We start from the raw sequence: 13,870 nt of genomic DNA, 5'->3' as shown, positions 1-13,870 counted from the left end.
ACGGCGGGCCGTCCAGGAGCCGACGGCCCACGGCCCGCCGTCGCGTCAGTGTTCGGCGGCGCCCCAGCCGTCGTCCGGCAGGTCGCCGTCCGGCGCGGGGCACTCGACGTGCTCGAAGCCCCACAGCACCGCCTTGTGCAGCATCCACTCCGGAGACGGCGGCTGGTCGTAGCCGTCGCGGTCGGTGAGCACCAGCTCGACCCGGACCTCCTCGGCCGGCGAGAACACCAGGTTCCGCTGGCCCGGGAGGTTCTCGTACGTCACCGTCTCCCAGATCCCGCCGGAGACGGTCAGCGCGGCCATCAGGTCGGTCTCGGTGACGTGGGTGTCGAGCGTCACCGAACCGCCGCCCGGCTGCGGGAGGTCCAGCTCGCCGTGCCAGACCGGCAGGGACAGCGAATGGAGCCGGCGGCAGCGGCAGAACACCGTCGGCACGTCGCCCCAGCCGAAGGCGTGCGGCCAACGCCTGTCCCGGTGGATGCGGCCGCCGTCCCACGGATCGCCGTAGTGGGCGGCGAGTTCGGGCAGCGAGGCGCCGTAGCGCAGCTCGCCGAGGCCGCCGGTGGTGGCCAGGCGGGTGACGAGCGGGAGGAAGCCCGTCAGCCCAGGCACCCGCGCACCGCCTCGATCAGGCGGTTCGCCCGGGCGTCGCCGTGGCCGATCATCCGGTTGGCGACGTAGCCGAAGCCGATGGCGAACTCGTCGTCACCGAAGGCGAACTGGCCGCCGGCGCCGTCGTTGCCGAAGCTGCGCGCGCCGAGCAGCGGGCGGAAGGCGGGGGAGTCGAGCAGCAGGCCGGAGCCCCAGCGGGCACCCAGGTCGAAGCCCAGGAAGCCCGCGCCGGAGGAGACTTCGCGCACCGCATCGGTCACGGTGCCGGCGGAGAGCAGCCGCTCGCCGCCGTCCAGTCCGGTGGCCGCCGCCGCGTACACGCCCGCCAGGCCGGTGGCCGAGGCGACGGCGCCCGCGCCGGGCAGCTCGATCGCGTGCAGGGCCGGGTCGTTCCAGCCGTGCGGCACGTCCAGGCCGGGGAAGGCCAGGGCGCCGTTCATGGTGACGATCCGGGTGAGCAGGTGCTCCGGGCCGGGCATCGGGCGGCGGCCTTCGGCCTCCACCAGCCGGGCCAGGCGCGGGAGTTCGCTCTCCGGAAGGCCGATCCAGACCGGCAGGCCGAGCGGCTCGGCGATCTCCTTGCGCAGGAAGGCGCCCGGGGTCAGGCCGGTGATCCGGCGGATCACCTCGCCGACCGCGAAGCCGAACACATGGCCGTGGTACTCGTAGGTCGTGCCCGGCTCCCAGAGCGGCTGCTGCGCCTCGATGGCCCGGATCACCGGCTCCCAGGCGGCGACCTCCTCGAAGGAGAGCGCCGCGTCCAGGGCCGGGAGGCCGGCGCGGTGGCCGAGGATCATCCGGGTGGTGACGGCCTGCTTGCCGTTCCGCGCGAACTCCGGCCAGTAGCGGGCGACCGGCGCGTCCAGGTCGAGCCGGCCCTGCTGGGCGAGCAGGTGCGCGGAGATGCTCACCGGGCCCTTGGCGCAGGAGAACACCGGTACCACGGTGTCCTGCGTCCAGGCCCGGCCGGTGCGCTCGTCGGCCGTGCCGCCCCACAGCTCGACCACCTTCCGGCCGCCGGCGAACACCGTGACAGCGGCGCCCAGTTCGGGGAACTCGGCGAAGTTGGCGGCGAAGACGTCCGCGACGGCGCCGAAGCGTTCGTCGGCCCAGCCCTGGTACTGCTGCATGATGTGGTGCCCCGTTCTGCCCTCAAGATCGACCGAACCACGCTACGGGAGCCGGGCGGCCGTGACGAGGGGATTTCGCCAGGCCGGGGCTGGTGGGGCGGATGTGGCAGACTCGCCTGCCGGCGAGGAGGAGGAACCGGGTGGATCGCGCGGCGCTGACGGCGCTCTGGGAACGGCGGTGGCCCGGCACGGAGCCCGTACGACGGGGCGCGGACGTCCACCTGGCCACGACGGAGGAGCGCGACCGGCTGAAGGAGCGGCACGCCGACTGGCTGTCCCGCCACCCCGGCGGGTGGTGAGGGACCGGGCCGGGCAAGGGTGTGCCGCCGATCCCGCCTGGTCCGGGCAAGGGCTTGCCGCCGCCTCCGTCCGCCCCGCACAGTGTCCGGGGCACGTCGACGATCACGTGCCCCGGCGGCCCGGCTGCCGCGGTGAGCGAGGGAGCGACACATGGCCGTCAGTCTGAGCAAGGTCGAGCAGAGCGCGCCCGCGCTGGTGAGCCTCTACAAGACGGCCGGCGCCTCGGTCGAGCGGCGTGGGCTGAGCGGTCAGCGCGTCGCGGTGTACCTGGTGATCGACTACTCCGGCTCGATGAAGCCCTACTACAAGGACGGCAGCGTCCAGGCGCTCGCGGACCGGGTGCTGGGGCTGTCGGCCAATCTGGACGACGACGGGAGCGTGCCGGTCGTCTTCTTCTCCACCGAGGTCGACGCCCAGGTCGAGGTCGCCCTGGCGGACCATGCGGGCTGGATCGACCGGATCGTCGCGGGCCTCGGCCACATGGGCAAGACCAGCTACCACCTGGCGATGGACGCGGTGGTCCGGCACTACCGCGAGAGCGGCTCCACGGCACCGGCCCTCGTCCTGTTCCAGACGGACGGCGGGCCGATCAACAAGCGGGCGGCGGAAGCACGTCTGTGCGAGGCGGCGAAGCTGCCGATCTTCTGGCAGTTCATCGGCTTCGGTGACCCGGACAGCCGGCAGTTCGACTTCCTGCGGAAGCTCGACGAGCTGCCGGTTCCGGAGATGCGGCCCATCGACAACGTCGGCTTCGTCCACCTGGGGCGCGATCCCCGGACGGTCTCCGACCGGAAGCTGTACGACCTGTTGCTGGCCGATCTCCCCGTCTGGCTCGCGACCGCGCGGGCCCAGGGCATTGCACCGGAGGGCCCGGCGCTGCGGGTGCCGGCTGCTCCGCGTCCGGAGCAGCCGGAGCAGCCGGAGCGCCGGGGCCTCTGGGCCGCTCTGACCGGGTGGCTGGGCGGGCGCGGCCGTACCGGCCGGGGAGTGTGAGCCAGACGCGGCCAGGCGCGGTCAGGCGGTGAAGCGGGGGCGCGGGGTTTCGACGGCCCGGGCCGCCACGGCCGACCCGACGGGGCGTCCCCGGAGGGCGCTGGTGCGCGATCTGGAGCGCGGCAGTACCAGAGGGCGTGAAGTGCATCACCGTGCGCCCTGCTTCACACTCCTGACGGAGAGGCGGGCGCGGCCACCCGGGCCTGCGCCCGCCTGCGTCTGCCCACGCCCGCCTGCGTCCGCCCGCGCCCGCTTGAGCCCGTCGTCCATGGTGTCGACCGGATGAGGAACGGTGTCGCTGCCGTCTACCGAACTCCCGGGCTGGGCAGGCTCGGTCGGACAAGCGCCGACGAAAGGGGCCGACGATGGCCGCAGTTCACGAATCCGTCCTGGACGCGATCGGCGGGACACCGCTGTTCCGCCTCGCCCGGCTCGGCGCCGGCCTCGCCGCGCCGATCTACGCCAAGACCGAGTTCCTCAACATCGGCGGCAGCGTCAAGGACCGCGCCGCGCTGTCCATGGTCCTGGCCGCCGAGCGGGACGGCCTGCTGAAGCCGGGCGGGACGATCATCGAGGCGACCTCCGGGAACACCGGTATCGGGCTGGCGATCGTCGGCCGGCAGCGCGGGTACCGGGTGATCGCCGGGGTGGCGGACAAGTCGGCGCCCGAGAAGGCGGACATCCTGCGGGCGTACGGCGCGGAGGTGGTGCTCGGGCCGACCGCGGTGCCGCAGGAGGACCCGAGGCACCTGTTCAAGGTGGTCGAGCGGCTCACCGAGGAGATCCCCGGCGCCTGGCTCGCCAACCAGTACGACAACCCGGCCAATCCCGAGGCCCATGTCCGGACCACCGGTCCCGAGGTCTGGGAGCAGACCGGCGGGCGGGTGACCCACTTCGTCGCGGGCGTCGGCACCGGCGGCACCGTCACCGGCACCGGCGGCTACCTGAAGGAGGCCTCCGGCGGCACGGTGACCGTGGTCGGCGCGGACCCGGAGTCCTCCTCGTACGGGGGCGGGGACGGCAGCCCGTGGTTCGTCGAGAGCATCGGGCACTTCCTCCACCCCGGGACGGTGGAGGACCGCTGGCCGCAGGCCTACCGGTCGGAGGTGGTCGACTCCTTCGAGCGGATCCCGGACCGCGAGTCGCTGCTGACGGCGCGCCGGCTCGCGCGGGAGGAGGGCATCCTGGCCGGCCCGTCCTCCGGTACGGCGGTGGCGGCGGCGCTGCGGGTGGCGCGGCGGCTGGGCCCGGAGGACCTGGTGGTCGTGCTGCTGCCGGACTCGGGGCGCTCCTACCTGTCCAAGGTGCACAGCGACGCCTGGATGCGGGAGTGGGGCTTCCTGGAGGAACCCGGGGAGACGGCGGTGCGGGACGCGCTGGCGGCGGCGGGTCCGCTGGTGGCGGTCGACGCCGACGCGACCGTCGGTGACGTGGCGCAGGCGCTGCGGGACGCGCCGGGCGGCGTCGCCCCGGCGGTGCTGGCGCGGGCGGCGCGCCCGTTCGGGGTGAGCGCGACCGAGGTGGTCGGCTCGGTGTCCCGGGAGGTGCTGACGGCGGCGCTGGCGAACGGCGCGGCCAAGCCGGGCGACCCGCTGGGCGCGCTGCTCGGGCCGGCGCTGCCGACGGTCGGCGTCGGGCAGTCGGCGGCCGAGGCGCGGGCGGCGCTGGCGGGCGGGCGCCCCGCGGTACTGGTGCTGGTGGACGGCCGGGTGGCGGGGCTGCTGACCAGGGAGGCTCTCGCGGACTGATGGAGCGTCAGTTGTCGCCCGCCGACGCCAGGATGGCGGAGATCACCCGGTCCAGGGTGCGGTCGAACGCCCGGTCCGGGTCGGCGGGCGGGCCCGCGGTGGCGAAGGCCTGGGCCAGGTGCGGGAATTCGCCGCTCGCCGCCGCCTGGCCGAGGTAACCGACCATCTCGGCCTGCCACTTGGCACCCGCGGCCGCGGTCTGCTCGTACTGCGCGAACTGGGTGACGAAGCCGTTGAACAGCGCCATCGCCTCCATTCGGGCGCCGCCGTCGAGGCCGGTGGGGGCGGTGGCGGCGAGGAAGTGGTCGGTGTAGCGCAGGGCGTTGGGGCCGATGCTGGGGCGGACCAGCAGCAGCGCGGGCAGCCAGGGGTGGCGGCGGGAGATGCCGAGCTGCTGGTGGGCGAGGTCGACGAGATCGGCTCGGACGTCGCCGCTCGGCGCGAGCGGCAGCCGGTACTCGCCGGCGACGGCGTCGAGCATCAGGTCGAGCAGGTGCTCCTTCTTCGGTACGTAGTTGTAGAGCGACATGGTGCCCGCGCCGAGCGCCGCCGCGACCCGCCGCATGGAGACCGCGTCCAGGCCCTCGGCGTCGGCGATCCCGATGGCCGCGGCGGCGATCGAGTCGCGGCTGTGGGTCGGGCGCGGGCCACGGCCGGTGCGCTCGGGGCGCAGCCAGATCACTTCGGGCGCCTCGGGGGGCGTGGGCTTGCTGGACGCCGGCGCGGGCCCGATGGGCGGGGGCGCGGGCTCGCCCGGTGCGGGCGTGCTGGACGGCGTGGGCTTGCTGGACGGCACTGGAAGATCACCTCGCTCTGCCCATCTTAGATACGTACGACGTACGTAGTACGATGCGCTTGCGCGCGCTTCTACGTACGCTGTACCTAGAGAAGGGGCAGAGCCATGTCCGACACCGCCCGGCCCGCCATCGAGATGGCGGGCGTGGAGAAACGCTTCGGCGCCACCGAGGCCCTGCGCGGCCTCGACCTCACCGTCCCGGCCGGCACCGTCTGCGGCCTGCTCGGCCCCAACGGCGCCGGCAAGACCACCGCCGTCCGCGTCCTCGCCACGCTGGTCGCCCCCGACCGCGGCACCGCCCGGGTCGCCGGGCACGACGTCGTCCGCGCCGCCGAGGAGGTCCGGCGCGCCATCGGCCTCGCCGGGCAGCACGCCGCCGTCGACGAGGGCATCACCGGCCGCGACAACCTCCGGCTGCTCGGCCGGCTGCACCACCTCGGTGCCCGCCGGGCCCGGGAGCGCGCCGACGAACTGCTCGCCCGCTTCGACCTCACCGAGGCCGCCGACCGGCTCGTGCGCACCTACTCCGGCGGCATGCGCCGGCGTCTCGACCTCATCGCCAGCCTGGTCACCAGCCCGCCGGTGCTCTTCCTGGACGAGCCCACCACCGGGCTCGACCCGCGCAGCCGGCAGGCGATCTGGGACACCGTCGAGGAGCTGGCGGGCGGCGGCACCACCGTGCTGCTCACCACCCAGTACCTGGAGGAGGCCGACCGGCTCGCCGACGACATCGTGGTGGTCGACCACGGCGCTGCCATCGCCACCGGCCCGCCGCACCGGCTCAAGGCCGCGATCGGCAGCCAGGTCTCCGTCACCCTGGCCGGCCCCGGACAACTCGCCGCCACCGCCGTGGTGCTGTCCTCGCTGACCGGCGGCGACGCGCAGGTGGACGTCGCCGAGCGGACCGTCACGGTGCTGACGACGCCGGGCGTGTCCGTCCTGCTGCCCTCGCTGGTGCGGGAGTTGGACGGTGCCGGGGTCGTCGCCGAGGACGTGGCCGTGCGGGCGCCCTCGCTGGACGACGTGTTCCTCGCGCTCACCCAGGAGTCCGCGGACGCGGGGAGGGCCGCCTGATGGCCGTCGCCGTGTACGCCGCCCCGCGACCGTCCGCCCTCGGCCGGCTCCTCTCCGACACCTGGACGTCGATGATCCGCGTCCTGCTCAACTACCGGCGCTCGCCGGGCCTGCTGGCCGCATCGCTGGGCGTTCCGGTGGTCATGGTGGTGGTCTTCGGGTACGTCTTCGGCAGCGCCATGCAGGTGCCGGGCGGCGGTGACTACCGGGAGTTCCTGATGCCCGGCCTGTTCGCCATGGTGGCCACCAACGGCATCATGCCCACCATGGTCGGCGCCGCCCGCGACGTCGGGCGCGGGGTCACCGACCGGCTGCGCTCCATGCCGGTCTCCCGCACCGGACTGCTGCTCGGGCAGACCCTCGCCGACCTGCTGGTCAGCGTGGTCGTCCTGGCGTTGCTGGCCGTGGTCGGGCTCGCCGCCGGGTGGCGCGCCCGGCACGGACTCGCCGACGCGGCAGGGGCGTTCGCACTGCTGCTGCTCTTCCGCTTCGTGATGACCTGGGTCGGGGCCCTGCTCGGCCTGGCCGTCGGCAAGGAGGAGGCGGCCGGCCAGCTCTCCGTCGCGGTCTTCCCACTGGCGATGATCACCAACGCCTACGTGCCGACCGGCGGCATGCCCGGCTGGCTGCGGTTCCTCGCGGAATGGAACCCGATCAGCTCCGTCGTCCAGGCCTGCCGGGAGCTGTTCGGCAACCCCGCGGCGGCCGGTTCCGCCTGGCCGACGCAGCACGCCACGCTCGCCGCGCTGCTCTGGAGCGCCGTGCTGCTCGCGCTCTGCGTGCCGCTCGCCGTAAGGAAGTTCGCCACGCACGGGCGGTGACCAGGGGATCCGGCACGCCTGTGGAATGTGCTGGACAGCGGGGCCGGTGTGGTCTTGGGTGGGGCGCCATGGAGTACACCCACCTCGGCCGCACCGGCCTGACCGTCTCCCGCCTCTGCCTCGGCACCATGAACTTCGGCCCCCATACCGAGGAAGCCGAGGCCCACCGCCTCATGGACACCGCCCACGAGCGCGGCATCAACTTCTTCGACACCGCCAACAGTTACGGCCGCGACAGCGAGGGCCGGCTGCGGGGCCGTACCGAGGAGATCATCGGCCGCTGGTTCGCCAAGGGCGGCGGCCGCCGCGAGCGCACCGTCCTCGCCACGAAGGCCTACGCCGACATGGGCGACTGGCCCAACGAGGGCAAGCTCTCCGCGCTCGCCATCCGCAAGGCCGTCGAGGCCAGCCTGCGCCGCCTCCAGACCGACCACATCGAGCTCTACCAGATGCACCACATCGACCGGGCCACGCCCTGGGAGGAGATCTGGCAGGCGATGGAGGTCCTGGTCGCCCAGGGAAAGATCGTCTACGTCGGCTCCAGCAACTTCGCCGGCTGGCACATCGCCCAGGCCCAGGAGACCGCCCGCGACCGCCACTTCTTCGGCCTGGTCAGCGAGCAGTCCCTCTACAACCTGCTCGACCGCACCATCGAGCTCGAGGTCATCCCCGCCCTCCAGCACTACGGCCTCGGGCTGATGCCCTGGTCCCCGCTGCGCAGCGGCCTGCTCGGGGGCGTCCTGCGCAAGGAGCGCGAGGGCACCCGCGACCGCAGCGCCATGGCCTACGCGAGCGAGCTCCTCGACCGGCACCGCGACCGCATCCAGGCCTACGAGGACTTCGCCGCCGAGCTCGGCACCGACCCCGCCGACCTCGCCCTCGCCTGGCTCCTCTCCCGCCCCGCCGTCACCGCCCCCATCATCGGCCCCCGTACCCCGGCCCACCTCGACGCCGCCATCGGCGCGCTCGACCTCAAGCTCGACCAGAAGACCCTCGACCGCCTCGACGACCTCTTCCCGGGCCGCCGGCCCGCCCCGGAGGACTACGCCTGGTAGGCCACCCGCGCCCGGCCCCGGATCCCTGGCGCGGGCCGGGGCCTGGCCGCGGACCCGCCCCGGCGGCCTGGTGGCCGCCGGGGAGCGGCTGATGGGTGGACGGGTGGACGGGCGCGGACGCCGGAGGCTCCGTTCGGGGGTGTGACCGGGACGGGGGACCGCCCCGCTGTGGTAGCAAGGCAGGCATGAGGGAGCGGGAGCAGGCGCGGGGTGGGGGCCGGGAGGCCTACCACCACGGGGCGTTGCCGGAGGCGTTGGTGGCGGCGGCGTTCGAGGTGCTGGACGAGCAGGGCCAGGAGAAGGTCAGCGTGCGGGAGGTGGCGCGGCGGGCCGGGGTGTCGGCGGGGGCGCCGTTCCGGCACTTCGCCGACCGGCAGGCGCTGTTGACCGCGCTGGCGGATCGGGTGCTGGCGGACCTCGTGCGGTGGCAGGAGGCGCAGGTCGCGGCGGCCGGGCCGGACGGCGGGTCGGTGATGCGGGCGATCGGGCTGGGGTTCGTCCGGTACGCGCTGCACCATCCGCGGCGGTTCGAGCTGGTGCGCTCGCGGGTGTTCACGGCCTCGCGGGAGCCCGAGCTGCGCGAGCAACTGGACGGCATCGACCGGGCGTTCACGGACCTGATCGTGGCGGACCAGGAGGCGGGCCGCGGGCACGTCGGGCTCTGGCACGAGACGTACATCGTGCCGCCGGGCGGGTACGAGTCGATCTACTTCGACATGCCGCCGTTCGGCCTGGCCGCAGCCACCGGCCAGCTGTCGGTGGAGGAGCGCGGACGGCACGCCGCGCAGCGGCTGGCCTACCGGGAGCCGGAGACCGGCGGGGCGGACGATCACGCCGGGGTCGCGGCGGGGCCCGGCGCCTGAGTGCGGCGGCTCAGGGAGTGTCGTGAGTCGTCCGGGCGCCGAGGCGTGAGAGCGTCGGGGGATGGTGGATCAGGGCGACGCGCGGGCGTGGCAGCCGGCGCGGTCGGAGCTGTCGCGGGGTTCGGGGTGGCCGGCAGGGAAGGACCGGCCGCAGGCGCCGGTGCGGCCGCTGCGGGTGGTGCACGAGGTGCCGTACCACGCGCAGTGGGAGTCGGCGGAGCTGGTGCAGGAGATCGTCGACGGGCGGCTGGACGCCTCCGCCGACCCGCGCTGGGGGCAGTCCGGCGCGGCCACCCCGGAGGAGTACGCGTGGTGGTCCTGGCGGCTGTGCGGGGTGGCCTGCCTGCGGATGGCGCTGGCGCACTGGTGGGGCGTGACCCCGGCGGCGATGGCGCTCGCGGCCGAATGCGTCGCGGCCGGCGCGTACCTGCGGGACGGCGACAGCCTGCGCGGGCTGATCCATGCGCCGTTCGCCGAGTACGTCGAGCGGCGCTGGGGACTGGCCGCGTGGGCGCGGGAGTTGACGCCCGGGGAGGTGGCGGCCGAGGTGACCGGTGGCCGGCTGGTGATGGTCTCGGTGCACCCGTCGATCCGGGAGCCGTACGGGCCGGAACCGGTGCGGCGCGGCGGGCACCTGGTGCTGGCGGTGGGTGCCACGGACACGGCGCTGCTGATCCACAACCCGTCCGGGTTCCCGGGGGAGTCGCAGGCCTTCGCGCGCGTGCCGTGGCGGCCGTTCGGGCAGTTCTACGCCGGGCGGGGGATCGTGCTCGGCCCGCCCGGGGCGTCCTCGACCTGACGTCGCGGACCGGTCACCGGGTGTCCGGCAGCCCCATCGGGTTGATCGGCAACTGGCTGCGACAGAGCGCCGAGATCGGCTTCAACGCAGCGGCCAGCCGGTCGAGTTCGGCGCGCGGGTAGTCCTCCCAGACCCGGGCGGCGGCCAGGTCGGTGGCGGCCTCCAGGGCCTGGTGGCGGATCCGGCCGAGCTCGGTCACCGAGCCGGCCGCCGTCAGCCAGCCACGCTCGACCAGGCGTTCGGCGGCCGCCTCCCACTGTCCGTCCGTCCAGCCGCGCGCCGGCTGGAGCTCCTCGCGTCGCATGTCCATCGCACAGCGGACCACCAGTGCCTCGCAGCCGTCCAGCCCGGACGCCACCAGCGCGGCCACGTGGCCGTCCCCGCGGTGCTCGCGCATCACGGTGGCGGCCTGCCAGAGCCGCTCGTAGAGCCCCGTCGGCGCCGGGAGCGCCGCGTTGGCGGCGGCCAGCACCCGTCCGGCGCAGTCCAGTCGGGCCGCGGCCTGCTCCAGCGTCTCGACCGCGTGCTCGACCTGCGCCCGGTCCACGTGCTCCAGCAGCCGGGCCAGCGCCGCCCCCGAACCCTTCGTCCGGGCGGCCAGCGCCTCCTCCGGGCTCGCCAGGGCCCACACCGCGGGCAGCGCCCGCTCCACCATCGCCGGGGCGAAGCCGAAGAACGCGGCGATCACCGGCGGTGCGTCCACCGCGCCCAGCGGGGCCGAACGGCCCGCGAAGTAGCCGCGCCAGAAGCCGCGCAGCCCGGCCCCCTCGAAGGCGTCGTGACACTCGGGCTGGAAGTAGGTGACGGCGTGCACCGGCTCGAAGAGCCACCAGAGCGCGCGGGCGGGGTGGACGAGATCGGCCATGGGGGGACCTTCCTCGGACGGGGCTCCGGGCGGGCGCGGGGAGCTCGATTGGTCGGGACGGTCCGGCGGGCGCCGGAGCGGCGGGGTGCCGGGGCCGCTCGGGCGGGTGCGCGGGCCGCTCAAGATCTGATGACCACGGCGGTGGCCCCGGTAACCGCCGGCGAGGTGTGATGACGGTCACGCGGGGGCGTCGGCGCGGCGCGGAACGACAGGCCGAGGTGCCCGCCCCGGCATCCGGCCGGTTACCGGTTCACCGGCGGCATCGCGAGCGGGTTGATCGGCATCTGCTCACGACAGAGCGCCGCGATCGGCGTCAGGACGGCAGTCAGGCGGTCGAGTTCGTCGTGCGGCAGGCCCTCCCACACCCGGCCGGCGGCCAGGTCGGTGGCGGCCTCGACGGACCGGTGCCGCATCCGGCCGAGCTCGGTGGCCACCCCCTCCGCCGTCAGCCAGCCCCGCTCGACCAGCCGCGCCGCGGCGGCCTCCCACTCCTTGTCCGTCCACCCGCGCAGCGGCTGGAGCACCTCGCGGCTGGCGTCCAGTGCGCAGTGGAGCACCGACGCCTCGCAGCCGTCCAGCCCGGCCGCGACCAGCGCGGCCACGTGGCCGTCCCCGCGGTGCTCGCGCAGCACGTTCGCGGCGTGCCACAGCCGCCCGTACACGTCCACGGGCCGGGGGAGCGCGGCGTTGGCGGCGGCCAGCACCCGGCCGACGCAGTCCAGCCGGGCCACCGCCTCCTCCAGCGCGGTCGCCGCCGACTCGACCTGCTCGGGCTTCACCGGCGCCAGCAGCCGGGGCAGCGCCGCCGCCGAGCCCTCGGTCCGGGCGGCCAGCGCCTGTTCGGGGCTCGCGTGCGTCCACACCTCCGGCAGGGCGTGCTCGACCATCGCCGGGGCGAAGCTGAAGAACGCGGCGATCACCGGCGGCGCGTCCACCGCGCCCAGCGGAGCCGAGCGGCCGGCGAAGTAGCCGCGCCAGCCGCCGTCCAGCCCGCCCGCCTCGAAGGCCGCCCGGCTCTCGGGCTGGAGGAAGGTGACGGCGTACACCGGCTCGAAGAGCCGCCACAGCGCGCGGGCGGGGTGGACGGGATCGGACATCGGGAGACCTTCCTCGGAGGAGCTTGCCGGCTGGACGGGGACGGCCCGGTGGGCACGCCGCCTGCTCAAGTGCTGATGACCACGGTGGTGGTCCCGGCAACCGCGGGTGAGGTGTGATGACGGTCACGTGGAGGCGGTGCCGTGCGGTCGGCGCAGGTGCGGCACGGGATGATGGGATGAGGTGCCCGCTCCGGGGGTGCCCAGCCCTCGCAAGCCCTCGCACGAAGGTAGTCGGTCATGGCCCAGATCAACCCCAGCATCCTGTCCGCGGACTTCGCCCGGCTCGCCGACGAGGCCGAGGCCGTCCGGGGTTCCGACTGGCTGCACGTGGACGTCATGGACAACCACTTCGTGCCCAACCTGACTCTCGGCGTCCCGGTGGTCGAGTCGCTCGCCCGCGCCACCGACATCCCGCTCGACCTGCACCTGATGATCGAGGACCCTGACCGCTGGGCCCCGCAGTACGTCGAGGCCGGCGCCGGCTCGGTCACCTTCCACGTCGAGGCCGCCGCCGCGCCCGTCCGGCTCGCCCGCGAGATCCGCGCCAAGGGCGCCCGCGCCTCGATGGCGCTCAAGCCCGGTACCCCGATCGAACCGTACGAGGACCTGCTGCCCGAGCTCGACATGGTGCTGATCATGACCGTCGAGCCCGGCTTCGGCGGCCAGGCCTTCCTGGACATCATGCTGCCGAAGATCCGCCGCACCCGGGAGCTGATCGCCAGGCACGACCTGGAGGTCTGGCTCCAGGTGGACGGCGGCGTCTCCGCGGCCACCATCGAGCGCTGCGCCGAGGCCGGCGCGGACGTGTTCGTGGCCGGCTCGGCGGTGTACGGGGCCGAGGACCCGGCCGAGGCCGTCCGCAACCTGCGCGAGCTCGCCGGCAAGGCGTCGGCGGACGCCTGGTGGGCCTGCGGGCACTGAGCCTGCGGGCACTGGGCCTGCCGCTGCCGCTGCCGCTGCCGCTGCCGCCGCTGCCGCTGGCCGCCGGATGGCCGGGCGCGGGTGGAGGAACGTCGCACCGTGACGGATGATCGGTGACGACGAACCCTTCTCCGCCCGGCCTTCCTCGTACGGTGGTGGAACCGCGATGAGCAACCTCGACCTCAAGCCCGCCCCGACCGCCTGCGGCCGCGAGGCCAGCGCAGGGAGGCGCGGCCGTGGCAGGTGCAGGGCGGCCAGATGCGGACGTTGCCGAGGCCGGCGGGCTTCTGCAGGCCCTCCCAGAGGAGGTCGCGGGAGAACTGCCAGGTGCCCGCTTCCGCTGCGGGTCCGAGGAACTCGAGCGCGACGGCGAGCGGGTCGTCGCTGCGGTAGCCGAAGCGCACCGGGATGTCGACGGACTCGTGCTCGCCGAGGACGATGTCGGTGCTGGTCACCTCCGGGCGGGGCTGGGGGCTGGAGAGGGAGTGGTGCGGGGGCATGGGTTCTCCTGGGCGGGCGGTGTAGAGGCGGGGCCGAGAGGGGCCGCCGGCCGGGCCGGCGTGGGCCGGCCGGTGCGGTGTCCGATCGGGACGGGGCGCGCCGGACGGTCGGGGCGTCGGTGCCGGTGACGGTGCGATGCTCTCGCCTCGGGCCCTGGGAGCTGCCGAGGAGCAGGGGGAGGCGGAATCGCTCCTCAGGCTAGGAAGAGGTGCCGGCACGGATGTTCCGGCCGTGCACCGCGAGGTGACGATCCGCGCACCGTTCGCCCGGCGTGCCGGGGTGGGGTGCTGGTTCC

The 13,870-nt window shown here is 74.7% G+C and carries 14 protein-coding genes and 1 pseudogene; 9 read left to right on the top strand and 6 right to left on the bottom strand.

All coding sequences use genetic code 11. From position 1 onward, the window contains the following. Nucleotides 1-45: 45 nt before the first annotated feature. The gene (locus tag AB0O11_RS12545; protein WP_363384934.1) at nt 46-612 is read right to left on the bottom strand and encodes a hypothetical protein; all 567 of its coding nucleotides are present in this window, start codon (nt 610-612) and stop codon (nt 46-48) included. Further along, nucleotides 600-1,742 carry a serine hydrolase domain-containing protein gene (locus AB0O11_RS12540; protein ID WP_363384931.1) on the bottom strand — a complete coding sequence of 381 codons (1,143 nt, stop codon included), beginning with the start codon at nt 1,740-1,742 and terminating at the stop codon, nt 600-602. Before AB0O11_RS12540 ends, AB0O11_RS12545 begins: the two co-directional genes overlap by 13 nt. Nucleotides 1,743-1,882: 140 nt before the next feature. On the opposite strand from AB0O11_RS12540, the gene AB0O11_RS12535 reads away from it, so the two are divergent. The 3 genes and pseudogenes from AB0O11_RS12535 (at nt 1,883) to AB0O11_RS12525 (ending at nt 4,783) form a co-directional block, all read left to right on the top strand. Next, the gene (locus AB0O11_RS12535; RefSeq protein ID WP_363384928.1) at nt 1,883-2,041 is read left to right on the top strand and encodes a hypothetical protein; all 159 of its coding nucleotides are present in this window, start codon (nt 1,883-1,885) and stop codon (nt 2,039-2,041) included. 151 nt (nt 2,042-2,192) lie between these two features. Next, a pseudogene (locus AB0O11_RS12530) lies at nt 2,193-2,900 on the top strand (VWA domain-containing protein); the annotation flags it as partial. Nucleotides 2,901-3,400: 500 nt separating this feature from the next. Beyond that, nucleotides 3,401-4,783, top strand: a complete 1,383-nt coding sequence (locus tag AB0O11_RS12525) for a pyridoxal-phosphate dependent enzyme (RefSeq protein WP_363384925.1) — start codon at nt 3,401-3,403, stop codon at nt 4,781-4,783. A gap of 7 nt (nt 4,784-4,790) precedes the next feature. On the opposite strand, the gene AB0O11_RS12520 is transcribed toward AB0O11_RS12525, so the two are convergent. After that, entirely contained in the window at nt 4,791-5,579 is a 789-nt protein-coding gene (locus AB0O11_RS12520) for a TetR/AcrR family transcriptional regulator C-terminal domain-containing protein (protein ID WP_363384917.1), read from the bottom strand. A 105-nt stretch (nt 5,580-5,684) separates the two neighbouring features. Here AB0O11_RS12520 and AB0O11_RS12515 point away from each other — a divergent pair, with 105 nt between their 5' ends. From AB0O11_RS12515 to AB0O11_RS12495, 5 genes are all read left to right on the top strand, one after another. Beyond that, a complete protein-coding gene (locus AB0O11_RS12515; RefSeq protein ID WP_363384914.1) occupies nt 5,685-6,653 on the top strand; it encodes an ATP-binding cassette domain-containing protein in 969 nt (322 codons plus the stop codon). Continuing rightward, nucleotides 6,653-7,474, top strand: a complete 822-nt coding sequence (locus AB0O11_RS12510) for an ABC transporter permease (RefSeq protein ID WP_363384911.1) — start codon at nt 6,653-6,655, stop codon at nt 7,472-7,474. The genes AB0O11_RS12515 and AB0O11_RS12510 overlap by 1 nt, the downstream gene beginning before the upstream one ends. A 68-nt stretch (nt 7,475-7,542) precedes the next feature. Next, complete coding sequence (locus AB0O11_RS12505; RefSeq protein WP_363384908.1) at nt 7,543-8,529, top strand: aldo/keto reductase; 987 nt, start codon at nt 7,543-7,545, stop codon at nt 8,527-8,529. A gap of 185 nt (nt 8,530-8,714) precedes the next feature. Further along, on the top strand, nt 8,715-9,392 hold the full coding sequence (locus tag AB0O11_RS12500; RefSeq protein ID WP_363384905.1) for a DUF4188 domain-containing protein: 678 nt from the start codon (nt 8,715-8,717) through the stop codon (nt 9,390-9,392). 61 nt (nt 9,393-9,453) lie between these two features. Then, a complete protein-coding gene (locus AB0O11_RS12495) occupies nt 9,454-10,191 on the top strand; it encodes a C39 family peptidase (protein ID WP_363384902.1) in 738 nt (245 codons plus the stop codon). A 13-nt stretch (nt 10,192-10,204) separates the two neighbouring features. Here the strand turns inward: AB0O11_RS12495 and AB0O11_RS12490 are convergent, their stop codons facing one another. After that, entirely contained in the window at nt 10,205-11,056 is an 852-nt protein-coding gene (locus AB0O11_RS12490) for a hypothetical protein (protein ID WP_363384899.1), read from the bottom strand. A gap of 242 nt (nt 11,057-11,298) precedes the next feature. Further along, a complete protein-coding gene (locus AB0O11_RS12485; protein WP_363384896.1) occupies nt 11,299-12,153 on the bottom strand; it encodes a hypothetical protein in 855 nt (284 codons plus the stop codon). A gap of 237 nt (nt 12,154-12,390) precedes the next feature. Between AB0O11_RS12485 and rpe the strand changes: the two genes are divergently transcribed. Beyond that, on the top strand, nt 12,391-13,074 hold the full coding sequence (rpe, locus tag AB0O11_RS12480; RefSeq protein ID WP_363384893.1) for a ribulose-phosphate 3-epimerase: 684 nt from the start codon (nt 12,391-12,393) through the stop codon (nt 13,072-13,074). Between the two features lie 182 nt (nt 13,075-13,256). Here the strand turns inward: rpe and AB0O11_RS12475 are convergent, their stop codons facing one another. Further along, entirely contained in the window at nt 13,257-13,574 is a 318-nt protein-coding gene (locus AB0O11_RS12475; RefSeq protein ID WP_363384890.1) for an SsgA family sporulation/cell division regulator, read from the bottom strand. Nucleotides 13,575-13,870: the final 296 nt, after the last annotated feature.

Source organism: Kitasatospora sp. NPDC093102, from assembly GCF_040683915.1.
In the GTDB taxonomy this organism is placed as follows: Bacteria; Actinomycetota; Actinomycetes; order Streptomycetales; family Streptomycetaceae; genus Kitasatospora.
The sequence above is the reverse complement of the archived record's forward strand: the minus strand, read 5'-3'. Positions and strand labels throughout refer to the sequence as shown.

Excerpts from the sequence above, each read along its gene's own strand:
- AB0O11_RS12495 (WP_363384902.1), top strand. The coding sequence starts at position 9,454 with ATGGTGGATCAGGGCGACGCGCGGGCGTGGCAGCCGGCGCGGTCGGAG.
- AB0O11_RS12515 (WP_363384914.1), top strand. The coding sequence starts at position 5,685 with ATGTCCGACACCGCCCGGCCCGCCATCGAGATGGCGGGCGTGGAGAAA.
- AB0O11_RS12490 (WP_363384899.1), bottom strand. The coding sequence starts at position 11,056 with ATGGCCGATCTCGTCCACCCCGCCCGCGCGCTCTGGTGGCTCTTCGAG.
- AB0O11_RS12475 (WP_363384890.1), bottom strand. The coding sequence starts at position 13,574 with ATGCCCCCGCACCACTCCCTCTCCAGCCCCCAGCCCCGCCCGGAGGTG.
- AB0O11_RS12525 (WP_363384925.1), top strand. The coding sequence starts at position 3,401 with ATGGCCGCAGTTCACGAATCCGTCCTGGACGCGATCGGCGGGACACCG.
- rpe (WP_363384893.1), top strand. The coding sequence starts at position 12,391 with ATGGCCCAGATCAACCCCAGCATCCTGTCCGCGGACTTCGCCCGGCTC.
- AB0O11_RS12540 (WP_363384931.1), bottom strand. The coding sequence starts at position 1,742 with ATGCAGCAGTACCAGGGCTGGGCCGACGAACGCTTCGGCGCCGTCGCG.
- AB0O11_RS12510 (WP_363384911.1), top strand. The coding sequence starts at position 6,653 with ATGGCCGTCGCCGTGTACGCCGCCCCGCGACCGTCCGCCCTCGGCCGG.
- AB0O11_RS12485 (WP_363384896.1), bottom strand. The coding sequence starts at position 12,153 with ATGTCCGATCCCGTCCACCCCGCCCGCGCGCTGTGGCGGCTCTTCGAG.
- AB0O11_RS12505 (WP_363384908.1), top strand. The coding sequence starts at position 7,543 with ATGGAGTACACCCACCTCGGCCGCACCGGCCTGACCGTCTCCCGCCTC.
- AB0O11_RS12500 (WP_363384905.1), top strand. The coding sequence starts at position 8,715 with ATGAGGGAGCGGGAGCAGGCGCGGGGTGGGGGCCGGGAGGCCTACCAC.